The following is a 23926-nucleotide window of genomic DNA, read 5'->3' as shown; positions in this document are numbered from 1 at the left end:
CGGTCATTCCTCCTCCGGAACCCAGCCGATGGATTGCCGGAGGAATCCCATGCCGAGGGCGAGGAAGGCGGCCGTCTCGGAATTGTCCTTGCCGTAGCCGTGGCCGCCGGCCGCCGGTTCGAAGAAGGCCGGGTCGTAGCCGAGGTGACGCAGCTTCTCCGCCATCTTGCGGGCATGTCCCGGATGGACCCGGTCGTCCCGTCGTGTGGTGGCGATGAGGATGGGCGGATAGGGCCTGCCCGCTTCCGCCACATGGTAGGCCGAGATGGCCCCGAGGAAGCTCCAATCCGCCTCCACCTCCGGATCGCCGTATTCGGCGACCCAGCTCGCGCCCGCCAGCAGCTTCGCATAGCGCCGCATGTCGATGAGCGGAATCGTGCAGAACAGGGCGCCGAAGCGCTCGGGGTAGCGGGTCAGCATGTTGGCGATGAGGAGGCCGCCATTCGAGCCGCCCTGCGCGGCGATGCGCTGGGGTTTCGTCACGCCGCGCGCCACCAGATCGGCGGCCACCGCCGCGAAATCGTCATGCGATAGCGCCTTGCCCTCGCGCCGTCCGGCCTGGTGCCAGCGCGAGCCGAACTCGCCGCCGCCGCGGATGTTGGCCACGACGCCAGTGCCGCCCTTCTCCAGCCAGAGCTTGCCGAGCACCGCCTGATAGGTCGGCAGCAGCGAGATCTGGAACCCGCCATAGGCCGAGAGATGCACGGGCGCGTCGCCGGTCGCCCCGGCGGGGCCGACCTGGACATAGGGAATGCGCTCCCCGTCCACCGAGACGGCTTCGTGGCGGGTGACCGTCAGGCCGTTCGTGTCGAAGGCGGATGGCGTCGTGCGCAGGATGGTGGGAGCCGAGAGATCGCCGGGGATCGACAGCAGCGTCGGCGGCGTCAGCGGATCCTGAACCATGGCGAGGAGCGAACCGTCGGACTCGCTCGGCTCGGCATCGAAGGGCCAGACCGAGACCGTGCCGATCTCCGGCAGGCCCGGAAGACTCAGGCGCTTCCAGCCGCCCTCCCCCGGTTCGAACACGCTGTAGGCGGGACGCAGGTCGTCCAGGGCATCGACGATGAGGCGCGGGCCGGCCCAGGACACGTTCTGCAGGGCTCGCCGCTCCGAAGGCTCCCACAGCACGGTGAAGGCGCGGTCGCCGTCGAGGAAGGCCGGCAGGGCGATGGCCAGCACCGTATCGGCCGCGTGAACGCTGCCGCCCACCTCCCAGCCGGAGCGCGTGCGGATGACGAGATCGTCCCCGTGGAGGGAAATTTCGGCGTCGGTGGGGGCGTCCAGGCGATGGGTCGGCCCCGTCCGGTCGCCGATATGGACGGTGCCGTCGAAGAAGCCGGTGCGCTCCATGAACACCACCCGCTCCGTGGGCGCGTCGTGGTCGACCCCGCCCCAGAGGCCCATGTTGTCCGGCGCGGTCTCGAACAGGACGGTGGCCGCGAGCGGGTCCTGGCCGCGCGTCCAGAGCCGAACCGTGCGGGAATAGCCGGAGCGGGTGGCCATGCCGTCTCCGAGGGCGCTCGACAGGATCAGCGTGTCGCGGTCGAGCCAATCCGCCCCGCCCTTCGCCTCGGGGAGGGTGAAGCCGTCGGCGACGAAGCTCAGGGTCGGCAGGTCGAATTCCCGCAGGATGGTGGCGTCGCCCCCGCCCCGGCTCAGTTTCAGCAGGGCGCGGTCGCGGGTGCCGGGGATCAGCGTCGCGCCGCCCCAGACCCAGTCGACCCCGTCCGCCTTGGCCAGGGCGTCGATGTCGAGGAGGGTCTCCCAGGCGGGTGCGCCGGCGCGGTAGGAGGCCTCGTCCGTGCGCCGCCACAGGCCGAGGGGATGCTCGGCATCGCGCCAGACGTTGTAGAGGAGCCGGCCGCGCCGGGAGACGAGGGGGATCTTGTCCGGCCGGTCGAGGATGGCCTTCACCGCCTCGCGGTCGCGCTCCATGGTCGGGTCGGTGAAGCGCGCCAGGGTCTCGGCGTTGCGCGCCTCGACCCAGGCGATGGCCTCCCGGCCTTCGACCTCTTCGAGCCAGAGATGGGGGTCGTCATCCGGATCGGCGCGGGTGGGACGGGGGTCGAAGGAGGGGGGCGTCGGCTGGATCATGCCCCGAAACTAGGGTGATTCCCCCGGAATGGCGACCGCCGCCATGCGGAATCGGACCCCCGTTTCATGCGCCACGCGACGGGGTCTTCCAGCGCCACGCGACGGGTCTTCGAGCGCCACGCGACAGGGTTTCCTGCGGCACGTGGCGGTGTTTCGTACGACCTCAGCCCTCGAGCGTTCCCCAGCTCGGCTTCCAGGCGCTCTGCGGATCGATCACCACGATTTCCAGGCCGCCCTCGTTGGCCACATGGACGGCGATGCCGAAGGCCTGGGCGACGGGCATCACGCCGGTGGTGCTGAACTGGCGTCCGTCGGCGAGCTTGACCTCGCCCTTCACCTCGTCGCCGGCCTTCGACAGGCAGAGCGTGACCGCGGTGACGACGGGGGCGTGAACGCGCCGGAAGACGTTGGGCATCGAGGGACCTCTGACTGTGTCGCGACAAACGAAAAGGGCGGCACGAGGCCGCCCTTTCCAAACCGTGAGAGAACCGAAACGCTCAGCGCTTCGAGAACTGGAAGCTGCGGCGAGCCTTCTTGCGGCCGTACTTCTTGCGCTCGACCACGCGGCTGTCGCGGGTGAGGAAGCCTTCGCGCTTCAGGGGCGCGCGCAGCTCCGGCTCGTAGTAGGTGAGCGCCTTGGACAGGCCGTGGCGCACGGCGCCGGCCTGGCCGGAGAGACCGCCGCCATGCACCGTGACCGTGATGTCGTACTGGTCGACGCGGTTGGCGATGGTGAGGGGCTGGCGCAGGATCATGCGCAGCACCGGGCGGGCGAAGTAGGTCTCGACCGTGCGGCCGTTGACCACGACGGTGCCGTTGCCGGGCTTGATCCAGACGCGGGCGACCGCGTCTTTGCGCTTGCCGGTGGCATAGGCGCGGCCCTGCGCGTCGAGCTTCTGAACGTGGACGGGGGCCGCGTTCTCGGGATCTTCGACGTTGGCGCGGTTCAGGTCGGAGAGGGACTGGAGGGTCGCCATGATCAAGCGCTCACGTTCTTGCGGTTGAGGCTGCCGACGTCGAGCGCCTGCGGCTGCTGGGCGGTGTGGGGATGCTCGGTGCCCTTGTAGACCCGGAGGTTGCCCATGATCTGGCGGAACAGCGGTCCACGGGGGAGCATGCGCTCCACGGCCTTCTCGACCACGCGCTCGGGGAACCGGCCGTCGAGGATGAACTTCGCGGTCCGCTCCTTGATGCCGCCCGGGTAGCCGGTGTGGTGGTAGTACACCTTCTGCTCGCGCTTGCGGCCGGTGAACTTCACCTTCTCGGCGTTGATGACGATGACGTTGTCGCCGCAATCGACGTGGGGCGTGTACGCGGGCTTGTGCTTGCCGCGCAGGCGCATGGCGACGATGGAGGCGAGCCGGCCGACGACCAGGCCCTCCGCATCGACGATGATCCACTTCTTGTCGACGTCGGCGGGCTTCAGAGAAAAGGTCTTCATCCCGTGGCGTTCCGTATGATGTCTTGCAAAACGATGCGCCGCCACGTGAGACACGCAGCGGCGCTGGAGGCTGCAATACGGGGCGACGGCTGAGTCGTCAAGGCATTTCGGATAAGCGGAATCGGCAAAAACCTCAAGGAAACGAGGTGTTTCGGAGATGCGGTATCAGGATACCGCAACACGAAACCCCCTCTCCCCTCTGCGGGAGAGGGTGGCCCACGGAGTGGGTCGGGAGAGGGGAGCGCGCTCTCCGGAGAGGTCGCCCCCTCTCCCGCCTGCTCCGCAGGCACCCTCCCCCGCAAAGGGGGGAGGGTCGGAGGCTCACCGCTCCGGCGGGATCGAGATTTTCCAGGCTCGATGTATCCAGCACCGCCTCCCCCTCTCGCCTCTGCGGGAGAGGGTGGCCCACGGAGTGGGTCGGGTGAGGGGACCGCGCTCTCCGGAGAGGTCGCCCCCTCTCCCGCCTGCTCCGCAGGCACCCTCCCCCGCAGAGGGGGGGGAGGGTCGGAGGCTCACCGCTCCGGCGGGATCGAGGTTTTCCAAGCTCGATGTATCCACCACTGCCTCCCCCTCTCCCCTCTGCGGGAGAGGGTGGCCCACGGAGTGGGTCGGGTGAGGGGAGCGCGCTTTCCGGAGAGGTCGCCCCCTCTCCCGCCTGCTCCGCAGGCACCCTCCCCCGCAGAGGGGGGAGGGTAAGGTGGCGGCTCACCGCTCCGGCGGGATCGAATAGGTTCCGGTGGCGTGGCAGACGAGGTCGTCCGAGCCGGTGGCGAAGAGGCGCGCCTCCCCCACCGCGAGGCGCTTGCCGAGCTTGAGGAGCGTGGCCTCGGCGACGAGCCCGGTGGGGCCGGGTTTTCGCATGAAGTTGAAGGAGAGGTTCGTCGTCACGGCCAGACCCACCGGGCCGATATTGGCGAGGATCGCCGCGTAGAGGGCGTAATCGGCCAGCGCCATCATGGCCGGGCCGGAGAGGGTGCCGCCGGGGCGCAGGAAGCGCTCGTGATGGTCGAGGCGCATCCGCGCGGAGAGCGGCCCCACCGCCTCCAGATGGAAGACGCGCCCGTCATGGTTCATCTGCGGAAAGTCCCGCTCCAGGAAGGCGATGGTCTCAGGCAGGCTCATGGTCGTCGTCATGGCTCGCCTTGCAGCACGGGGCGCGATGGCGGACAAGTCCGGACCCTGTCAGGCAAGAACCTGCCCGTCACGCAAGAGTCCCGATGACCGACCCCGTCCGCCATGATCCGTCCCGCCACGACCGTTATCCCGACGCGCTGATCCGCCGGCTCCTCACGGAGACGAAGACCATCGCCCTCGTGGGCGCGTCCGCGAACCCGGCCCGGCCGAGCTGGATCGTGCTGAAATACCTGCTCTCGCGGGGCTACGACGTGATCCCGGTCAATCCCGGCCTCGCCGGGCAGACGCTGCTCGGCAAGCCCGTCGCCGCCCGCCTCGCCGACCTCCCCGGCCCCGTCGACATGGTCGAGATCTTTCGCAATTCCGACGCGGCCGGCGGCCTCGTGGACGAGGCCCTCGCCCTGCCGGTGCTGCCGAAGATCGTCTGGATGCAACTCGGCGTCCGCGACGATGCCGCCGCCGCCCGCGCCGAGGCGGCGGGAATCCAGGTGATCATGAACCGCTGCCCCAAGATCGAGTACGGGCGGATCTCGGGTGAGATCGGCTGGACCGGGGTGAATTCCCGGATCTTGAGTTCGAAGCGGCCGGTTTTGGGGGGTAAGGGGGTTCAGCGGTTGACGATTGAGCGGGGGTAATGTTGCTTAGATCGTATATAAAGTAAATCTCCTTCCCAGCACTAAATCGATTTGTATTTTTCGGTTTTCTTAAATGTATGTCAATTCAAATTTATTCGTGGCAAATAGTAGGAGTTGATAATATCGATGTCCGAGTTGGATGGGTATTTTACGCCGGTTCATGGTTCGCTAATTGTGACGCAAGTCCATGTTTGATGTTAATGCTGACGAAATAGCAGCACTCAACGATAGAGATCTTCGGGAACTGGTCGGGCGGCTTTGTGAAGCCGAGCTAGCAAGGCGTGGGGTATCTCCTGCTGCAGTAACATGGGGAGGTAGTCAGACGGCGGCGGATGGTGGCCTCGACGTACGTGTCACTTTGCCTGCAAGCACAATCATCGACGGTTTTCTACCCCGCGCCTCCACGGGGTTTCAAGTTAAGACCCCAAGTATGGCCAGAGCTGACATACTGGCCGAGATGCGACCAATGGGTGCGATCCGGCCAGTCATTCGGGAGCTGGCCGACGGAGCTGGGGCCTATATTATAGTCAGCTCTCATGGCTCTACAGCCGACATCGCTCTTCGCAGCCGGCGAAATGCATTACGCGAGGCGCTTGCGGGTGTCGAAAACCGCGATCAGCTATTCACGGATTTCTACGACCGCACTCGCTTAGCCACCTGGGTGCGGTGCCACCCCGGCTTAATCACGTGGGTAAAGGAAAGGGTGGGCCGGGCCTTCGTCGGTTGGCGTCCTTATGGACCATGGAGCGGACCAGCGGAGGACGTCGGAGCGGAATACCTTCTCGACGACAAGCTGCGCCTTAACCTCGGTATTGACCACAGCATAACTTCGCGGCCGGTAATTGACGCAATCGATGTCCTACGTGATGTCCTTATGCGAAACGGTAAGATAGTGCGCTTGGTGGGGCTTTCGGGTGTTGGCAAAACTCGCCTGGTTCAGGCCTTGTTTGATGCCCGAATTGGATCACGCCCTCTTGCGCCCTCGCTCGCCGTTTACACCAACATGTCAGACAACCCGGACCCACAGCCGATGGGCCTGGCGTCAGACCTCCTGGCGAATCGCATGCGCGCAGTATTAATTGTCGATAACTGTCCTATAGAACTTCACCATAGACTTTCGGATCTATGTGCGGCTGCTAATAGTACAGTCAGCGTCCTGACCGTTGAGTACGATGTCCGCGACGACCAGCCCGAGGGAACTCAAGTTGTCACTCTTGATACCTCATCACCTGAGCTGATCGAGAAACTGATCCGCCGGCGCTACCCATACCTGTCCGAGGTGAATGCCCGCACCATCGCCGATGCATCTGGCGGCAACGCGCGAATCGCGATTGCGCTTGCCGGGACCGTGGGGCGTACCGAAACAATCGCGCGCCTTTCCGACGACGAACTCTTCCAGCGCCTCTTTCGCCAACGGCATGTTCATGACAACGCCCTGCTTATCGCCGCTCAAGTCTGTTCGTTGGTATATTCTTTCGAAGGCGAAGCGCTGGCGGGCGACGATGTAGAACTATCACGCCTAGCTCTACTGGCGGATCAAAAACCTCGGGAGCTCTATCGGCATGTTGGAGAGTTGCTGCGAAGAGATCTTGTCCAGCAGCGCGGCGTATGGCGAGCTGTGCTCCCGCATGCCATTGCGAACCGACTTGCAGCTCGCGCGCTCGAAGACACGCCGTATGACCTCATCGACCAGCAACTCGTTACAGGCGGAATGCCTCGCTTGGCCCGTTCCTTCTCGCGGCGACAGGCGTTCCTTCATGAGCATCCTCGTGCCGTCGCTATCGTCGAACGGTGGCTCGCGCCCGCAGGCCTTCTGGGCGACGTGGGGGCTCATGGCGAAATCGGCGGCGCGATGTTTGAGAATATCGCGCCCGTGTCGCCCGAAGCAACGCTCGCCGCTCTTGAACGGCTCGGCAATGGCGATCCTGAGGTAGCAGTCGCGGCTTGGCGCCGACATGGATCTTTGCTGCACTCCTTAGCTTACGATAAGTCCCTATTTGAACGAAGTGCATTACTGCTAGCACGAGCATCAACGCAAAGCACGGTTGAGCGTGACGCCAAGGAAGCATCCGATATTTTTATCTCGTTATTCACAATTCATCTTTCGGGAACTCACGCTTCTATAGATCAAAGGCTTGAATTTATCGAAAAAATGCTCAAATCGAGTGAAGAAAAAGTTCTATGCCTTGGGCTGCTATCCCTAAGTCAGGTTCTGGAAGCGACACATTTTACGTCTTCACATATTTTCGAATTTGGTGCTCGGTCTAGGGATTATGGCTACTCGCCTAAGGGCGATGAAGAAGTGCGTCAATGGTACGGTTGTGCGCTCGAAATGTTAGAAAGGCTGGCGTTCACTGAGGAACACCTCAAAGACAAGCTCAGAGGGTTGGTTGCGGAAAACTTTCGAGGCCTATGGACCTCCGCGCAAATGTATAGTGAACTTGAAATTTTATCTCGGCGGTTCGCCGCTGACGGCTTTTGGCGCGAAGGCTGGGTTGCATGCAGCCAGACAATGAGTTTTGACAAAAGCCGTCTGACTCAGGACGGATCTTCTCGATTAGCTAGTCTGTTATCGGATTTGAAGCCTTCCAACCTTCCCGCACGCGTCCGGGCAGTCGTTCTAGGAGATAGGTTGGGGGGGCTCGATCTTGAGGAGATACATCTTGAGGGCGACATCACGAATACGTTCGAGCGGCAAGAGGCAGTTGCCTCCGAGCTTGGCGAGGCGGTAGCAGGAGACAAAGAGATTTTTGCCGAGCTGCTTTCTGACCTCCTTCGTGGAGGCAACAGGACATGGGCGTTCGGCGGTGGCCTCGCCAAGGCATCCGAGGATCGGCGCGCCACTTGGGCGAGCTTTATGCTCGGTCTTGGACAGCTTCCGCTGGAGCAGCGTGACATCAACATGCTCAGGGGCTTCCTAGCCGAAATCTGGGAAAATGATCGCGACCTAGTACATGAACTGCTCGACGTTGCGCTTGATCAATCCGACATGATTGCCGTTGTCCCCTTACTACAGTCGGCACTTCGACTCGATGATCGCAGCGTCGAGCGGCTGAAGCGGTCGTTGAATTCAGATCAAGTTCCGGTTTGGGTTTATCGGAGCTTGGCGAATGGCCGAGCGACTGAGCAGTTGTCGGGCAAAGAACTGAGAGATTTGCTCCTTCTCATTGCCGCGCGGCCTGATGGTCTAGAGGTAGCGGTGGATATTCTCTTCATGCGCTTTCACGCAGACAAATCGGGAAAACTCCAGCACGATCCTAAGCTGCTAAGTGCCGGGCGTGAGCTTCTGAGAAGCGTAAGGTTCCGAAAGGAAAAGCGGCGTGACGATTACAAATTAGCGGTGGTTGTGCGAGCTTCTCTGATAGGACCCGAGGCTGCTCCACTCGCCGCGGAAATCGCAGGGCGGCTGAGTGCCGCGGTAGCGGCGCGCGAGGCCTACGCGTTCGAGAACGACGACCTGCTAAAGGCCCTACTTAGCGTTCAGCCAGTCGCTGTTCTAGATACGCTGTTTGCGGGGCACGAGGACGATGGGCGGACAGATGTTAATGTATTCGATCACCTTGGTGGTCATCGGCCAAATCCGGCAGACGAAATTTCTTGCGAGAAGCTTGTTATTTGGTGCGATCAAGAATGGAAGGCTCGATATATTCTCGCAGCCTCTTTCGTCTCATTCACACATCGCCCTAAAGAAGGCGGCCCTTTAGTTTGGTCAGATCATGCCAAAGCGCTTCTCGCGAAATCACCCGATCCGAGAAGTGTCCTCGCCGTATTTATTCGAAGGTTTCGACCGATGCGCTGGAGCGATTCGCGAGCCGCTATAATGGAAGCGAATGCTCTTTTGCTCGACAGCTCGGAGTTGGATGTCGCCACTGAGGGCTTCGCGGAATTTGTTGCCGAAGAGAAGGGCAAAATTTTACGAGAAGCAGCCAGCGAGCGGCAGCGGGAGACCCAGCGAGACAAAGCCCGTGACGAACGCTTCGAGTAGAAGCCATGTTCTCTCGTGACCGATACACTAGTCAATGGCTTGGCGTCACCAACAGTTTCACTTGTCTCATGAGATAGCGGTCTTCCCAGTCTCCTCCATCAGCGCCACAGCCACAAAACTAACCCCAGCCGCCACAGCCAGATACAACCCCACCCAACCGATCCCGCCCCAGTCCGACAACCGCTGCGCCAGATACGGCGCGGCGGAGGCGCCCAGGATGCCGGCGAGGTTGTAGGTCACCGAGGCGCCGGTGTAGCGGACGCGGGTGGGGAAGAGCTCGGGCAGGAGGGCGCCCATCGGTCCGAACAGCCAGCCCATGGCGAAGAGGCCCAGACACAGGAAGCCGAGGACGAGGCCGCCCTGGCCGCTTCCCAGCATCGGGCCGAGGAGCAGGCCGAGCGAGGCGGTGAAGGCGAGGCCGGTGAGGAGGACGGGGCGGCGGCCGTAGCGGTCGGCTGCCCAGCCCGAGAGCGGGATGCCTAAGCCCATGAACAGCACGGCGACGCATTCGAACAGCAGGAAGGTCGGCCGGTCGAAGCCGAGCTTCGAGACGCCGTAGCTCAGGGCGAAGACGGTGGAGAGGTAGAACACCGCGTAGCAGGCCACCATGGCGAAGGTGCCGAGCAGGGTCGCCTTGATGTATTTGGTGAAGATGACGGCCAGCGGCACCCGCTCGGGGGCGGCCTTCTCCATCGCCGCCTTGAACACCGGCGTCTCGGTGAGCTTCAGCCGGACATAGAGCCCCACGCCCACCAGCACGGCGGAGGCGAGGAACGGAATGCGCCAGCCCCAGGCCTGGAAATCGGCCGGTGTCAGGGCGAGCGCGAGGCCGAGGAAGCCGAGATTGGCGGTGATGAAGCCCACCGGCGCGCCGAGCTGCGGGAAGATGCCGTAGAGGGCGCGCCGCCCCGGCGGGGCGTTCTCCACCGCCAGCAGGGCCGCGCCGCCCCATTCGCCGCCGAAGCCGATGCCCTGGCCGAAGCGCAGGACGCAGAGGGCAAAGGGCGCCCACCATCCGGCGGTGGCATAGGTCGGCAGGCAGCCGATGAGCACGGTGGAGAGGCCCATGATCATCAGCGAGGCCACCAGCGTCGCCTTGCGCCCGACCCGGTCGCCGAAATGCCCGAAGAACGCCGCGCCCAGGGGCCGCGCGATGAAGGCGATGGAGAAGGTGGCGAAGGCCGCCAGCGTCTGCACCGAGGGATCGTCGGCCGAGAAGAAGATCGGCCCGATCACCAGGGCGGCGGCCGTGGCGTAGACGTAGAAGTCGTAGAACTCGATCGCCGTGCCGACGAAGCTGGCGATGAGGATCTTCGCGGCGGAGACGGGAGGGGGCGGAGCGGGCTGGAGCATATGCGGCGCTATAGCCGCAGGCGCGGGCGAGTTCCATGCGAATTCGTGCAGGATCGTGCCGGCCGCTCTCCTTCTCCCCTCTGCGGGAGAAGGTGGCCCGCGTCAGCGGGTCGGATAAGGGGAGCGGTCTATCCGGAAGCGTCGCTCCCCTCTCCCGGTCGCTCCGCGACCACCCTCCCCCGCAGAGGGGGGAGGGACGTTCGCGCCGCCCTCGCGACACCCCGACCCGGCCATAATGCCGAGTGCCCACCCTTGACCCACGGCTCTCGTCCGCCATAAAGAACTTCTGTTCGTTTAAGCGGAACGGGGGCATGGCACCTCTTCCGTCCGGCCCGGCACAGGCGCTAGAACGACGGCCAGTGCGTGCCCGCCGGCCCCCGGAGGAAGTGATGACCGACCGTATCCCAGGCTTCAACACGCTGGCGATCCATGCCGGCGCCGCTCCCGACGCCACCACGGGCGCCCGCGCGACCCCGATCTACCAGACCACGTCCTTCGTCTTCGACGACGTGGACCACGCCGCCTCGCTGTTCGGGCTGCAGGCCTTCGGCAACATCTATTCGCGCATCACCAACCCCACCAACGCGGTGCTGGAAGAGCGCATCGCGGCGCTCGAAGGCGGCACCGCCGCCGTGGCGGTGGCCTCGGGCCACGCGGCCGAGTTCCTCACCATGCACGCCCTGATGCAGCCGGGCGACGAGTTCGTGGCGGCCAACAAGCTCTATGGCGGCTCGATCAACCAGTTCAACCATTCCTACAAGAGCTTCGGATGGACCGTGGTCTGGGCCGATACCGACGATCCGGACTCGTTCGAGCGCGCGATCACGCCGCGCACCAAGGCGATCTTCTGTGAGTCCATCGCCAATCCGGGCGGCGTCATCACCGACATCGCGGCCCTGAGCGTCATCGCCCGGCGCCACAAGATCCCGCTCATCGTCGACAACACCATGGCGACGCCGTACCTGATCCGCCCGTTCGAGCACGGGGCCGACATCGTCGTGCATTCGGCGACGAAGTTTCTGGGCGGACACGGCAATTCCATCGGCGGCCTCGTGGTCGACGGCGGCACCTTCCCCTGGGCCGGCGACGACCGCTACCCGATGCTGTCGCAGCCGCGCCCCGAATATTCCGGCATGGTCCTGTCCGAGACCTTCGGCAATTTCGGCTTCGCCATCGCCATCCGGGTGCTGGGCCTGCGCGATCTCGGCCCGGCGTTGTCGCCGTTCAACGCCTTCCTGATCCTCAACGGCATCGAGACCCTGCCCCTGCGGATGCAGCGCCATTGCGACAACGCGCTCGAGGTCGCCACCCATCTCAGCACCCATCCGGCGGTGGACTGGGTGAGCTATCCGGGCCTGGAGACCGACAAGTACCACCAGCTCGCCCGGCGCTACACGCCGCTGGGCTCGGGCGCGGTCTTCACCATCGGCCTCAAGGGCGGCTACGAGGCCGGCGTGAAGCTCGTGGCCAACCTGCAGCTCTTCTCCCACGTGGCGAATATCGGCGACACCCGTTCGCTGGTGATCCACCCGGCCTCCACCACCCACCGCCAGCTCACCGACGCGCAGAAATCCGCGGCCGGCGCCGGGCCGGAGGTGGTGCGCCTCTCCATCGGCATCGAGGACCCGGCGGACCTGATCGAGGATCTCGACCAGGCCTTAAAGGCTTGATTTCATTGGAATCGACCGTCGGCCCTGCCCGCCTCCCCGCGACCTTGACGCTCGGGGGGACGGGGACTACCCCGCGAACTATTCCTTCATCCAGATCGTTCGCTTCGCATGACGCATGATCCTTTCGAGACCTCCGGGGAGCCCCCGGTCATCCTTGTGGTGGAAGACGACGGCCTTCTCCTGATGGAGGCCGCCGACACCCTGGTCGATGCGGGGTTCCGCGTCCTCGAGGCGCCGCAGGCCGACAAGGCGCTGACGATCCTGGAGCGGAACGAGGAGATCGACCTGCTGATGACCGACGTGGACATGCCGCAGGGCTCCATGGACGGGTTCGCCCTCGCCCGCCTCGTCGCCCACCGCTGGCCGACGATCCCCGTCCTCGTCGTCTCCGGCATGGGGACGCCCGGGCCGCACGACATGCCTGAGGGCGCGCGGTTCATCCCCAAACCCTACGCACCCTCCACCCTGGTCCGGACCTTGCGGGCCTTCGCCAGGCGCGCTGCCTGACCGTCACACCTCTTTCGAAGATCGCGACGCCCATCATGGCCACCGAGACCCGCCCGCTCCGCTTCGCCACCCAGGCCGTCCATGCCGGCGCGGCCCCCGACCCCGCCACCGGCGCGCGCGTCCAGCCGATCTACTTCACCAACGGCTTCGTGTTCGAATCCACCGAGCAGGCCGCCGACATCTTCGCCATGCGGCGCACCGGCTTCTCCTATTCGCGCGGTTCGAACCCCACCGTGGCCGCCCTGGAGCGCCGGGTGGCCGCCCTGGAAGGCGCCAAGGCCGCCGTGGCCGTCTCGTCGGGCCAGTCGGCCCTCCTCCTCGTGCTGATGACGCTGATGAAGAGCGGCGACGCCTACGTCGCCTCGCCGCGCCTGTTCGGCGGCTCGCTGGGGCTGATGAACCGCCTCGACGCGCGCTACGACCTCAAGCCGCTCTTCGCCAAGGGCCTGACGCCGGCCGATTTCGAGGCGGCGATCACGCCGGAGACGAAGGCCATCGTCTGCGAATCGATCGTCAATCCCTGCGCCACGGTGATGGACATCGCCGGCATCGCCGAGGTCGCCAAGCGCCACAATCTGCCGCTGGTGGTGGACAACACCCTCGCCTCCCCGGCCCTGATCCGCCCCATCGAGCACGGCGCCGACATCGTCTTCCACTCGACCTCGAAGTTCCTCGGCGGCTCCGGCCAGACCATCGGCGGCATCATCTGCGACGCGGGCACGTTCGACTGGCCGGCGGCGGCGGGGCGCTACAACCTCATCACCGAGCCCTGGGCCGATTACGACGGTCTCGTCGTCTCGGACCGCTTCCCCGATTTCAGCTTCGCGGTGGCCTGTCGACTCTTCGGCCTGCGCGATCTCGGCCCCGGCCTGTCGCCGATGAACGCGTTCCTGACGCTCACCGGCATCGAGACCCTGCCCCTGCGCATGAAGCGGCATTGCTCGAACGCCAAGGCGGTGGCCGCCTTCCTCAAGGACCATCCGGCGGTGGCATGGGTGAGCTATCCCGCCCTCCCCGGCCAGGAGGGCGAGGCGTTGGCCGCCCGCTACGTGCCGGAGGGGCCGGGATCGATCTTCACCTTCGCGCTCAAGGGCGGACAGCCGGCGGCGGTGAAGTTCATCATGAGCCTGGAGCTCGTTTCGCACCTCGTGAATATCGGCGAGATCAAATCCCTGGCGATCCATCCGGCCACCACGACGCACCGCCAGCTGAGCGATGCCGACAAGGCCGCGGCCCTGGTCGGCCCGGAGACCGTCCGCCTCTCCATCGGCCTGGAGAATGCCGAGGACCTGATCGCCGATATCGCCCAGGCCCTCGATCAGGCCGCCGCCTGATCAGGCGAATTTGAGTTCGGCCGAGCCCTCCGCTTCCGGGGAGGCGGCTTTGCCGGCGTGCTTGTTGAGGAACCACGGGACCCGGCTCTGCGGCATGGGCTTGCTGTACAGATAGCCCTGCGCATAGGCGCAGCCCTGCTCGCGCAGGAACGCCGCCTGCGCTTCGGTCTCGACCCCCTCCGCGGTAACGTCGAGGCCGAGATTCTGTCCGAGCTGCACGACCGCCGTCACGATGGCGGCATCGTTGGGATCTCGTTCGAGATCGCGCACGAAGCTGCGGTCGACCTTGATCTCGTCCACCGGATATTGCTTCAGGTGGGTGAGGGAGGCGTAACCGGTTCCGAAATCGTCCAGGGCGACGCGGACGCCGGCGCGGTGCAAGGTCGAGAGGATCGCCGAAACGCGGTCTCCGTGGCCGCCGAGGAGCACCGTCTCCGTCACCTCGACGCCGATGCGGTCATGGGCGAGCCCGGCGGCGGAGAGATCGGCGATCAGGCCTTCGGCGAGGTTGTCCTGGGCGAACTGAGCCGAGGACAGGTTCAGGAACACCCGGCCGGGATCGTAGCCTTGCGCGATCCATCCCGCGATGTCGGCGAAGATCTGGCGCGCGAGGACTTGGCCGACAGCGATCCCGATCTGCGCATCGTCGAAGACCGTCGCGAAGCTCGCCGGTGACAGGAGGCCGCGACTCGGATGCTGCCAACGCGCCAGGGCTTCGAAGCCGACGATCCGGCCCGTGGCGAGGTCGATCTTGGGTTGATAGTGGGGGATCAAGCCGCCGACTTCGAGGGCCGACCTCATCTCGCGGGCGACGGAGACGCGATGCTCGATATCCGCCCGGAGCGCCGGAACGAAGAGCGTCGCGCGGTTTCGTCCGGCCGCCTTGGCCGCGTAGAGGGCGAGGTCCGCGTTGGTGAAGAGGTCGGTCGGACTGGCGGCGTGTTCCGGGTAGAGGGCGAGGCCGAGGCTGGCGCGGGGCGAGACCACGCGCCCCGATACCCCCATCGCCGGTTTCAGGACATCGAGGATCGCCCGTGACAGGGCATGGATGCGCCGGCTCGGCTGATGACGGTCCTTCTCGCAGGATGCGATCACGACGAACTCGTCGCCACCGAGGCGGGCGACGAGATCCTGCGGGCCGACGGCTTTGCCGAGGCGCCGGGCGACCTCCTTGAGCACTGCATCGCCCGCGTCGTGACCGAGGGTGTCGTTCACTTCCTTGAACGCATCGAGATCGATGAGGATGAGGCCGACGCGCTCTCCGGACGCCTCCGCCCGACTCAGCGCCGCATCGAGGGTGGTCTGGAACAAGGCGCGGTTCGGCAGGCCGGTGAGGACGTCGCGCTGCGCGGCGAGGTGGATCCGCTCCTCCACCGCCTTGCGGCTCGTCATGTCCACGAGGCTCGAGATGATGCGGGTCGCCCCCTCCATCTCCACGGTAACCGCCGACAGCATGGCGTCCCGGTGTACCCGGCCCGAGGCACCCGTGGTGACCTCGATCTCGTTGGCGGTGCCGGTCCGGTCGAGTTCCGCCTGGATCAGGCGCCGTGTCGGCCCATCGAGCAGATCGTGCGTCGTGTATCGGGTCAGCAGATCGCCGTCGTGGAGCCCGTAGAACCGTGTGGCGGCGTCGTTGGCATCGACGATCTGGCCGTCATCCGCGCGCGATACGACGATCGGGATCGGAACCGCCTTGAACATCGTCTCGAACAGGCGGCGGCTGTCCGCCAGTTCGGTATTAGCGCGGCGCTCCGCTTGGGTCGCCATCCATTCCAGACGCCGGAGGCGGTTCGACCGCACGACGAACAACAGCATCGCGGTGTTGGACGTCAGCACCGCGAGACAGATCCCGAATGCCGTGGATGGCAGGGGCGCGGGCAGAAAATAGCCCGCCGTCAGCGCGACGGACGCGATCGCGCTCGTCGTCACACTCCACAGAAAGCGGGTCGGCATGACGACCATGTAGATCGCCGGAAGCAGGAGGATGACGAACAGCGCGATGTCGAATCGCGACGAGCACAGGAGCGCGACGGCTCCGGCGACGAGGATCTCCCATGTCACCATGACCACCTGGAGCCTGCCGAAACTCGCGACGTTCCACGTCGCCAGCAGGCTGAGGATGGACACCAGGATGATGCCGAGGCGGGCGGGAACGGCGACCCAGAAATGGGTCTGCCCGGCAAAGCGCCAGTCGCTCAGCAGGAAGAGAGTGTTGAGGAGAACGCCGCCGAGAAAAATCAATCGCGCATGGCGCAGGGTCTCGGACAGTCGCTCCTGCTGGAACGCCCCTTCCCGCTCGACCGAGACGAATTCGCCGCCAATGGCCCTGAGACGATGCTTCCACATGGTGCATGACACTCTCACGCAATCGTCGCGCAGGCGTTAAGAACCGGCTGCCGCAATAACAATTATCAGTCTTTCTCGCTGATCCTTGTCAAGGCGCGCAACGCCCCGCGAAACGTCCTGACATCCTGCTCCGTCAGGGCCATGCGATGGAGCATGTCGCGCATGTTGCGGGCGATCATGTCCCGCTTCTGGGGGGGATAGAACCCGCACGCGTCGAGGCTCCCTTCCAGGCTGGCCACGAGGGATGCCATCGCCTCGCGCGTGGCGGGGGGCGCCTGCATCTCGCCGGTGAAGGGAAGGCGGGCCTGACCCGACGCCTTGCGCCATTCGTAGCCGACGAGGAGCACCGCCTGCGCGAGGTTGAGCGACGGAAAGTCGGGCGAGACGGGGAAGGTGACGATGGCGTCGGCGAGGGAGACCTCGTCGTTGGTCAGCCCGATCCGCTCCCGGCCGAACATCACGCCCACACGTTGTCCCGCCCGCGCGGCCACATCCGCCATCGCCGCGTCGGGGGCATAGGCGCGCTTCATCTGCCCGCGTTCGCGGGCCGTGGTCGCCAAAAGGTAATTCAGGTCCGCGATGGCCTCCGGCACCGTGGCGTGGACGGTGGCGCCGTCGAGGACATGCGTCGCCCCGGAGGCGGCCTCGCGCACGCCCTTCTTCGGCCAGCCGTTCTTGGGGGCCACGAGGCGGAGTTCGGAGAGGCCGAAATTGGCCATGGCGCGGGCGACCATGCCGATATTCTCGGCCAGCTGCGGTTCGACCAGGATGACGACGGGGGCGATCATCGTCGCCCTCTGCCACGGGTCGGCCCCGACGCATAGTCCGTCATGGACACGATGGGGGGAGCCGCCGGTGCAACGGCTCCCCCGCTATCTGCGGACCCGCTCAGATCTTACCGTCGAGGCCCATCTGGTAGTATTTGTGGATGATCTTGTCCTGGTTCTCCAGGAGCCAGTCGATGGAGGGCTCGTTGGTCATGGCCTTGCGGATCGCCTCCGTCATGCCCTTGCGCTGGATCTCGAACAGGGCCTTGTGGTCCACGGTCTCGGCCTCGATCACGCCGGGGCTGAGCCAGACCGAGCAGATGATGCCGAGATCGTTGGCCTTCTCCTTGGGGATGTAGCCGAGGCGCACGGCGTCGAGGACGCCGTTGGCGATGGCGAACTGGACCGTGCCCATCAGGATCGAGGTGTACTTGCTCTCGGTCACGCTGACCTTGGAGACGCAGAGCGTTACCGGGCGCACCATGATGTCGGTGTTGAGGAGCGCGAAGACGCGGCTGTGGCCGACGACCTGGTCGCCCGTGAGGGTGGCCAGGGCGGTGCCTACCGGCCCGTCGAGTTCGCCGATGATCACCTCCGGCTCGGAGGCGGTGTTGGGCGGGCCGCCGGCGACCAGGGCCTCGCCGGCCCGCAGGATGATGCGTTCGCTCATGGACATGTCCTTCTCGATGTCGGAATGGCCCGCACATTCCCGCCCCATCGCCGGATGTCCAGGGTGATCGGCGATTTTCGACCCTGCCGACGCCCTGCGCGATCTGTAAGGGGCACGGCTTTCGCGTCCTGTTGCAGCGCGCTATGACCGCGAGCGAGCGGGAGCGCGGCCGGCCCCGGCCGCGTGATGAGAAAGGTTCTGAGGATCATGTCGAAGATCAAGGTGGCGAACCCGGTCGTCGAACTCGACGGCGACGAGATGACCCGGATCATCTGGAGCGAGATCAAGTCCAAGCTCATCCACCCCTATCTCGACCTCGACCTCGACTATTACGACCTCGGCGTGGAGCACCGCGACGCCACGAACGACAAGGTCACCGTCGATGCGGCGGAGGCGATCAAGCGCCACGGCGTCGGCGTGAAGTGCGCCACCATCACCCCCGACGAGCAACGCGTCGAGGAGTTCAAGCTCAAGGAGATGTGGCGCTCGCCCAACGGGACGATCCGCAACATCCTCGGCGGCGTGATTTTTCGTGAACCCATCATTTGTAAGAACGTCCCTCGGCTCGTGCCGGGCTGGACGCAGCCCTTCGTCATCGGCCGCCACGCCTACGGCGACCAGTACCGCGCCACCGACTTCAAGGTGCCCGGCAAGGGCCGCCTGACGATCAAGTTCGAGGGCGACGACGGCACCGTCATCGAGAAGGAAGTGTTCAAGTTCCCCGCCGCCGGCGTCGCCATGTCGATGTACAACCTCGACGAGTCGATCCGCGACTTCGCCCGCGCCTCCCTGAACTACGGCCTCGCCCGCAAGTACCCGGTCTACCTCTCTACCAAGAACACCATCCTCAAGGCCTATGACGGCCGCTTCAAGGACCTGTTCCAGGAGGTGTTCGACGCCGAGTTCAAGGCGAAGTTCCAGGCGCTCGGCATCACCTACGAGCACCGTCTCATCGACGACATGGTGGCCTCGTGCCTGAAATGGTCGGGCGGCTACGTCTGGGCCTGCAAGAACTACGACGGCGACGTTCAGTCGGACACCGCCGCCCAGGGCTTCGGCTCGCTTGGCCTAATGACCTCGGTGCTGATGACGCCGGACGGCCAGACCGTGGAGGCGGAAGCCGCGCACGGAACGGTGACGCGCCACTACCGCGAGCATCAGAAGGGCAAGGAGACCTCCACCAACTCCATCGCCTCGATCTTCGCCTGGAGCCGCGGCCTCGCCCACCGCGCCAAGCTCGACGACAATGCCGATCTGGCGACGTTCGCCAACACCCTTGAGAAGGTCTGCGTCGACACGGTGGAAGCCGGCTTCATGACGAAGGATCTCGCCCTCCTCGTCGGCCCCGACCAGCGCTGGCTCTCCACCACCGGCTTCCTCGACAAGGTCGACGCGAACCTCAAGCTCGCCATGGCCTGAGGACGGTGCGCGCATCGTTCCGAGGCATGCAGCCGGACGATGTGCGGGTTTCCCCCCTCCCCGCCGGGCGGGGAGAGGGGAATACGGTCATGAGCCGTGCGGTCTCCGCCGCTTCAGGATGCGGGCCTCGCCGCCTCCGCCTTCCGCTTGCGGGTCGCGGCGGCCTTCTTCGCTGATGCCGAGCGCTGCTCGGCGGTGCGGGAGGACGAGGCCTTGCCGCCCCTGGCGCCGCCCGTGTGGGCCGCCGGATGGGCGCTCGCCTTGCCCCTGCCCGACCCGCCCGGATGCTTGCCGCCGCCGTCGTCCTTGTTGACGGTCGCCCAGGCCCGCGCCTCGGCCTCTTTTTCCGGTACGCCGCGCTCCTCGTAGGAATCCGCGATGTGCTCGGCCTTGCGGATCTGCTTGTCGGTGTATTTCGACTTGTCACCCTGCGGCACGGCGAGCCTCCCGTATCGAGCCCCTCGCCGCCGCCTCAGCTGTCGGCGGTCGGGCCGTCGAGGATGGCGCGAACGCGGCGGATCAGGTCGGTCCGGCGATAGGGCTTGTTCAGGAGATCGAACTCCGAACCCCCGGCATCGGTTCGCTCGAGGCTCGCCTCGGCGTAACCGGTGGTCAGCAGGATCTTCAGATGCGCCTGGCGCCGCTTGGCTTCGCGGGCCAGCACGATGCCGTTCATGCCGCCCGGCATGATGAGGTCGGTGAACAGCAGGTCCACCGAACCGTTCGAATCGAGGATGTCCAGGGCTTCGCGGCCGTTCCGCGCCATGAACAGGGTATAGCCGAAATCCCGCAGGATGGTGCGCGCCAGTTCGGCCACGTCCTCGCGGTCGTCGACGATGAGGATGGTCTCGGTGCCCTGACGGTCGGCCGTCTGCTGCACCACGGGCGTGGGCCGCCGGTCGTCCTCGGCGGCGGCCGGGAAGGACAGGCGCACGCTCGTGCCCTTGCCCTCCACCGAGTCGATCTGGACCGCGCCGCCGGATTGCTTGGCAAAGCCGTAGACCATGGACAGGCCGAGACCCGTCCCCTTGCCCTCGTCCTTGGTGGAGAAGAACGGCTCCATCACCCGGGCCAGGATCGCCGGGGGAATGCCGGCTCCGGTGTCGGTGACGGTCACGGTGACGTAGCGGCCCTCGCTCAGGGGACCCGACCCGCGCGAGGACGTCGCGGCGATATCCTGGTTGTCCGTGGAGATCACGAGGTCCCCGCCGTCGGGCATGGCGTCCCGGGCGTTGATCAGGATGTTGAGAAGGGCGGCCTCCGCCTGGGCCGGGTCCACGCGGCAATTCCAGAGGCCCTCGCGCAGGTCGAGGCGCAGATTGACCGCATCGCTGAAGGTTCGCTTGGCCAGATCCTCCATGCCCTTCACCAGGGCGTTGAGATTGACCGCGCGCCCGTCGAGCCGCTGCTTGCGCGCGAAGGCGAGGAGCTGCTGGGTCAGGGTGGTCGCCCGTTCGGCGGCGGTGCGGATGTTGTCGGTGGCGCGCCGCAGGCGGTTCCGGTCCGCGTCCGGCTGGTCGAGGCCGGTGCTGAGGATATCGACGTAGCCGACGATGACCTGGAGGAGGTTGTTGAAGTCGTGCGCGATGCCCCCGGTCAACTGGCCGAGCGCCTCCATCTTCTGTGCCTGGCCCAGGGCCTCCTCGGCATCCCGCCTTCGGGAGACGTCGAGCTGCGAAGCGAAGAAATAGACCAGTTCGCCGGCCGCGTCGTAGATCGGCGCCACGTACAGCGCGTTCCAGAAGGTCGACCCGTCCTTGCGGTAGTTGAGGATCTCGATGGCGAGGTCCCTCTTGCCCCGGATCGCGTCGCTCACCTCGCCCACGGTCTCGCGGTCGGTATCGGGTCCCTGGAGGAAACGGCAGTTGCGGCCGATGATCTCCTCGCGGTCGTAGCCCGTCATGGCCGTGAAGGCGTCGTTGACGAAGATGATCGGGTTGTCGTCCTGCCGCGGGTCGGTGACCACCATCGGCATGCGGGTCGCTTCGACGGCGGTGAAGAAGATGTCGCTGGTGCGCTCGGCGATCTCAGATTCCGCCCCGGTTCTCACGCGCGGCGAACGACCTGCGGGCGGTGTCTCGGGAGGGGTGATCATCATCGGTCGATTGTTTCAGCCATGGAGTACGAAGCGGGCCGCCCTGATCAACGGTCCGCATCGCATTCGTTTCCGTGACGGTCCCCGTGATGACGACGCAGGTGCGGGGTTCACCCGCGTCGTCACCGGCACCGGACGCCTACGTCGCCGGCGAGGCGAAGCGCACGCTCTCGATATTGGCACGCTCGAAGGCCTGCATCACGTGCTGGTAGGACCGCTCCATCTCGGTCACCTCGCCGTCCGGCGTCTCCTCGGGCTTGAGCACGAACATCAGCATCGAGCGTCCGGTGACGTCGTAGCGATCGCCGATCGCCCAGGTTCCGACCTCCTGGCTGTCGGGCAGGTTGGTGTCGAGGAGCCGCGTCCAGCCGACGCCGCCGACGGAACCCGGCAGGGTGAAGGAGACGAGGTCGCTGTAGGCGTTGTAGAGGATCAGCAGAGTCGCATCGCCTCCCCGGCGGTGGATGCCCGAGGCCTGGGCGCGGCCGTCGAGCAGGACGGCGATGGAATGCGCGCCGCCATCCGTCCAGTTCTCCGTGGACATTTCCTCGCCGTCGGGCCGCAGCCAGGTCACGTCCTTGACGCCGAGGTCTTCGTCGTAGGCCCCCGTCAGGAACCGGCCCCGGGTGAGGATCGGCAGAGCCTCGCGCAGGATGGTGAGGCGCTGCGTGAACTCGGCGAGGTCGCGGCCGGCATCGTCGATCCCCTCCCAGTCGAGCCAGGAAATCTCGTTGTCCTGGCAATAGGCGTTGTTGTTGCCGCCCTGGCTCCGGGCGAACTCGTCGCCGGCGAGCAGCATCGGCGTTCCCCGCGAGAGGAACAGCGTCGCCATCATGTTGCGCATCTGGCGGGTGCGGACGGCGCGGATGGCCTCGTCGTCGGTCGGTCCCTCGACGCCGTAATTGTTCGAGAGGTTGTGCGAGTGGCCGTCCCGCCCGTCCTCGCCGTTGGCGAGGTTGTGCTTCTCGTTGTACGAGACCGTATCGTTCAGGGTGAAGCCGTCATGGGCGGTGAGGAAGTTCACCGAGGCCCAGGGCTTGCGCCCGCGCTTGTTGAACTTGTCGGCCGATCCGGTGATGCGCGAGGCGAGGCTCGGCAGAAGTCCGGAATCCCCGCGCCAATAGCCCCGCACGTCGTCGCGGAACCGGTCGTTCCACTCGGCCCAGCCCGGCGGGAAGCCGCCGACCTGATAGCCGCCCGGACCGCAATCCCACGGCTCGGCGATGAGCTTGACCGAGTTCAGCACCGGGTCCTGCCGGCAGGTATCGAGGAAGCCGCCGCCCTCGTCGAAACCGTGCGGCTCGCGCCCGAGGATGGTGGCGAGGTCGAAGCGGAAGCCGTCGACCCGCATCTCCGTCGCCCAGTAGCGCAGGGAATCGGTGACGAGCTGCAGGACGCGCGGGTGCGACAGGTTGAAGGTGTTACCGGTGCCGGTATCGTTGATGTAGTAGCGCTCGTCGCCCGGCATGAGGCGATAGTAGGAGGCGTTGTCGACGCCCTTGAACGACAGGGTCGGCCCCTTCTCGTTGCCCTCGGCGGTGTGGTTGTAGACCACGTCGAGGATCACTTCGAGGCCGGCGCCGTGCATCCGCGCCACCATCTCCTTGAACTCGGAGAAGGCGAAGTCCGGCACCGCCGCGTAGCGCCGCGCCGGGGTGAAGAACGAGATCGTGTTGTAGCCCCAGTAATTCACCAGGTTCCTTTCCTGGAGATAGTCGTCCTGCACGAAGGCATGGACCGGCAGGAGCTCCACCGAGGTGACGCCGAGGCTCTTGATGTAGTCGAGGACGGCGGGGTTGCCGAGGCCGGCATAGGTGCCGCGCAGCTTCTCCGGCACGGCCGGATGCAGCTTGGTGAAGCCCTTCACATGGGTCTCGTAGAAGATCGTCTTCTCCCACGGCACGTGCGGCTTGCGGTCCCGTCCCCAAGTGAAGGCCGGGTCGATCACGCGGCTGCGACGGGTAAACGGCGCGGAATCGCGCTCGTCGAAGGTGAGGTCGTCACCCGTCTCCATCTGATAGCCGAACAGGGCCGGGTTCCAAGTGATGGAGCCGACGAGTCCCTTGGCGTAGGGGTCGATCAGCAGCTTGTTGGGGTTGAAGCGATGGCCGGCCTTGGGCTCGTAGGGACCGTGGACCCGGTAGCCGTAGATCGTGCCGGGCCGCGCGTCGGGCAGGTAACCGTGCCAGATCTCGTCGGTGTATTCGGGAAGCTCGATCCGCTCGAGCTCCTGCTCTCCGGCATCGTCGAACAGGCAAAGCTCGACTTTCGTGGCATGGGCGGAGAACAGGGCGAAGTTGACGCCGAGTCCGTCCCAGTTGGCGCCCAGCGGATACGGTGATCCCTCTTTGATGCGCGATCGCACCGCCTTTGTCTGCGCGGCGGCCTGCTGCATCGGGGGGTTCTTGGCGACCATGATCACTCCAGGGGGGCTCGCGGCGTGAGGCGGCGCCCGACGACATGAATTCTGCCGAGT

General features: G+C 65.6%; 18 protein-coding genes. 6 read left to right on the top strand and 12 right to left on the bottom strand.

The annotated features are described in order from the left end of the window. Positions 1 to 3: 3 nt before the first annotated feature. From MKK51_RS00920 to MKK51_RS00900, 5 genes are all read right to left on the bottom strand, one after another. Complete coding sequence (locus MKK51_RS00920; RefSeq protein WP_243974415.1) at positions 4 to 2094, bottom strand: prolyl oligopeptidase family serine peptidase; 2091 nt, start codon at positions 2092 to 2094, stop codon at positions 4 to 6. A gap of 163 nt (positions 2095 to 2257) precedes the next feature. Continuing rightward, a complete protein-coding gene (locus MKK51_RS00915; protein ID WP_243974414.1) occupies positions 2258 to 2509 on the bottom strand; it encodes a hypothetical protein in 252 nt (83 codons plus the stop codon). An 82-nt stretch (positions 2510 to 2591) separates the two neighbouring features. Continuing rightward, positions 2592 to 3071 carry a 30S ribosomal protein S9 gene (gene rpsI, locus MKK51_RS00910; RefSeq protein ID WP_026175762.1) on the bottom strand — a complete coding sequence of 160 codons (480 nt, stop codon included), beginning with the start codon at positions 3069 to 3071 and terminating at the stop codon, positions 2592 to 2594. 2 nt (positions 3072 to 3073) lie between these two features. Further along, positions 3074 to 3535, bottom strand: a complete 462-nt coding sequence (gene rplM, locus MKK51_RS00905) for a 50S ribosomal protein L13 (protein ID WP_243974412.1) — start codon at positions 3533 to 3535, stop codon at positions 3074 to 3076. Between the two features lie 705 nt (positions 3536 to 4240). Continuing rightward, on the bottom strand, positions 4241 to 4669 hold the full coding sequence (locus MKK51_RS00900; RefSeq protein ID WP_243974410.1) for a PaaI family thioesterase: 429 nt from the start codon (positions 4667 to 4669) through the stop codon (positions 4241 to 4243). 83 nt (positions 4670 to 4752) lie between these two features. Here MKK51_RS00900 and MKK51_RS00895 point away from each other — a divergent pair, with 83 nt between their 5' ends. Both MKK51_RS00895 and MKK51_RS00890 read left to right on the top strand, forming a co-directional pair. Then, the gene (locus MKK51_RS00895; RefSeq protein WP_243974408.1) at positions 4753 to 5304 is read left to right on the top strand and encodes a CoA-binding protein; all 552 of its coding nucleotides are present in this window, start codon (positions 4753 to 4755) and stop codon (positions 5302 to 5304) included. An 898-nt stretch (positions 5305 to 6202) separates the two neighbouring features. Further along, complete coding sequence (locus MKK51_RS00890; protein WP_243974406.1) at positions 6203 to 9289, top strand: hypothetical protein; 3087 nt, start codon at positions 6203 to 6205, stop codon at positions 9287 to 9289. Between the two features lie 66 nt (positions 9290 to 9355). On the opposite strand, the gene MKK51_RS00885 is transcribed toward MKK51_RS00890, so the two are convergent. Further along, entirely contained in the window at positions 9356 to 10642 is a 1287-nt protein-coding gene (locus MKK51_RS00885) for an MFS transporter (RefSeq protein ID WP_243974405.1), read from the bottom strand. 389 nt (positions 10643 to 11031) lie between these two features. On the opposite strand from MKK51_RS00885, the gene MKK51_RS00880 reads away from it, so the two are divergent. From MKK51_RS00880 to MKK51_RS00870, 3 genes are all read left to right on the top strand, one after another. Further along, positions 11032 to 12312, top strand: a complete 1281-nt coding sequence (locus MKK51_RS00880; RefSeq protein ID WP_243974403.1) for an O-acetylhomoserine aminocarboxypropyltransferase — start codon at positions 11032 to 11034, stop codon at positions 12310 to 12312. A gap of 108 nt (positions 12313 to 12420) precedes the next feature. Then, a complete protein-coding gene (locus tag MKK51_RS00875; protein ID WP_243974401.1) occupies positions 12421 to 12819 on the top strand; it encodes a response regulator in 399 nt (132 codons plus the stop codon). 35 nt (positions 12820 to 12854) lie between these two features. Then, positions 12855 to 14153, top strand: coding sequence for an O-acetylhomoserine aminocarboxypropyltransferase/cysteine synthase family protein (locus tag MKK51_RS00870; protein ID WP_243974399.1), 1299 nt, complete (start codon positions 12855 to 12857; stop codon positions 14151 to 14153). On the opposite strand, the gene MKK51_RS00865 is transcribed toward MKK51_RS00870, so the two are convergent. The 3 genes from MKK51_RS00865 to MKK51_RS00855 form a co-directional block, all read right to left on the bottom strand. Beyond that, positions 14154 to 16499, bottom strand: a complete 2346-nt coding sequence (locus MKK51_RS00865) for a putative bifunctional diguanylate cyclase/phosphodiesterase (protein ID WP_243974397.1) — start codon at positions 16497 to 16499, stop codon at positions 14154 to 14156. A gap of 65 nt (positions 16500 to 16564) precedes the next feature. Beyond that, on the bottom strand, positions 16565 to 17287 hold the full coding sequence (locus MKK51_RS00860; RefSeq protein WP_243974396.1) for an RNA methyltransferase: 723 nt from the start codon (positions 17285 to 17287) through the stop codon (positions 16565 to 16567). A gap of 100 nt (positions 17288 to 17387) precedes the next feature. Next, on the bottom strand, positions 17388 to 17936 hold the full coding sequence (locus MKK51_RS00855) for a formaldehyde-activating enzyme (protein WP_018042789.1): 549 nt from the start codon (positions 17934 to 17936) through the stop codon (positions 17388 to 17390). A 207-nt stretch (positions 17937 to 18143) separates the two neighbouring features. On the opposite strand from MKK51_RS00855, the gene MKK51_RS00850 reads away from it, so the two are divergent. Continuing rightward, positions 18144 to 19355 carry an NADP-dependent isocitrate dehydrogenase gene (locus MKK51_RS00850; protein WP_243974395.1) on the top strand — a complete coding sequence of 404 codons (1212 nt, stop codon included), beginning with the start codon at positions 18144 to 18146 and terminating at the stop codon, positions 19353 to 19355. A 113-nt stretch (positions 19356 to 19468) separates the two neighbouring features. Here MKK51_RS00850 and MKK51_RS00845 read toward each other — a convergent pair whose 3' ends face one another. The 3 genes from MKK51_RS00845 to glgX form a co-directional block, all read right to left on the bottom strand. Further along, positions 19469 to 19792: a plasmid stabilization protein gene (locus tag MKK51_RS00845; RefSeq protein ID WP_243974394.1), complete on the bottom strand. Its 324-nt coding sequence runs from the start codon at positions 19790 to 19792 to the stop codon at positions 19469 to 19471. Positions 19793 to 19827: 35 nt separating this feature from the next. Beyond that, entirely contained in the window at positions 19828 to 21450 is a 1623-nt protein-coding gene (locus MKK51_RS00840; RefSeq protein ID WP_243974460.1) for a histidine kinase famiy protein, read from the bottom strand. A gap of 139 nt (positions 21451 to 21589) precedes the next feature. Beyond that, positions 21590 to 23866 carry a glycogen debranching protein GlgX gene (gene glgX / locus MKK51_RS00835; RefSeq protein WP_243974393.1) on the bottom strand — a complete coding sequence of 759 codons (2277 nt, stop codon included), beginning with the start codon at positions 23864 to 23866 and terminating at the stop codon, positions 21590 to 21592. Between the last annotated feature and the right edge of the window lie 60 nt (positions 23867 to 23926).

The sequence above is a fragment of the Methylobacterium sp. E-045 genome (genome assembly GCF_022829685.1).
GTDB lineage: Bacteria > Pseudomonadota > Alphaproteobacteria > Rhizobiales > Beijerinckiaceae > Methylobacterium.
This window is presented reverse-complemented; position numbering and strand designations above follow the sequence as displayed.

Coding starts and splice junctions, on each gene's coding strand:
- MKK51_RS00920 (WP_243974415.1), bottom strand. CDS start 2,094: ATGATCCAGCCGACGCCCCCCTCCTTCGACCCCCGTCCCACCCGCGCC.
- MKK51_RS00915 (WP_243974414.1), bottom strand. CDS start 2,509: ATGCCCAACGTCTTCCGGCGCGTTCACGCCCCCGTCGTCACCGCGGTC.
- rpsI (WP_026175762.1), bottom strand. CDS start 3,071: ATGGCGACCCTCCAGTCCCTCTCCGACCTGAACCGCGCCAACGTCGAA.
- rplM (WP_243974412.1), bottom strand. CDS start 3,535: ATGAAGACCTTTTCTCTGAAGCCCGCCGACGTCGACAAGAAGTGGATC.
- MKK51_RS00900 (WP_243974410.1), bottom strand. CDS start 4,669: ATGACGACGACCATGAGCCTGCCTGAGACCATCGCCTTCCTGGAGCGG.
- MKK51_RS00895 (WP_243974408.1), top strand. CDS start 4,753: ATGACCGACCCCGTCCGCCATGATCCGTCCCGCCACGACCGTTATCCC.
- MKK51_RS00885 (WP_243974405.1), bottom strand. CDS start 10,642: ATGCTCCAGCCCGCTCCGCCCCCTCCCGTCTCCGCCGCGAAGATCCTC.
- MKK51_RS00880 (WP_243974403.1), top strand. CDS start 11,032: ATGACCGACCGTATCCCAGGCTTCAACACGCTGGCGATCCATGCCGGC.
- MKK51_RS00875 (WP_243974401.1), top strand. CDS start 12,421: ATGACGCATGATCCTTTCGAGACCTCCGGGGAGCCCCCGGTCATCCTT.
- MKK51_RS00870 (WP_243974399.1), top strand. CDS start 12,855: ATGGCCACCGAGACCCGCCCGCTCCGCTTCGCCACCCAGGCCGTCCAT.
- MKK51_RS00865 (WP_243974397.1), bottom strand. CDS start 16,499: ATGTGGAAGCATCGTCTCAGGGCCATTGGCGGCGAATTCGTCTCGGTC.
- MKK51_RS00860 (WP_243974396.1), bottom strand. CDS start 17,287: ATGATCGCCCCCGTCGTCATCCTGGTCGAACCGCAGCTGGCCGAGAAT.
- MKK51_RS00855 (WP_018042789.1), bottom strand. CDS start 17,936: ATGAGCGAACGCATCATCCTGCGGGCCGGCGAGGCCCTGGTCGCCGGC.
- MKK51_RS00850 (WP_243974395.1), top strand. CDS start 18,144: ATGTCGAAGATCAAGGTGGCGAACCCGGTCGTCGAACTCGACGGCGAC.
- MKK51_RS00840 (WP_243974460.1), bottom strand. CDS start 21,450: ATGATCACCCCTCCCGAGACACCGCCCGCAGGTCGTTCGCCGCGCGTG.
- glgX (WP_243974393.1), bottom strand. CDS start 23,866: ATGGTCGCCAAGAACCCCCCGATGCAGCAGGCCGCCGCGCAGACAAAG.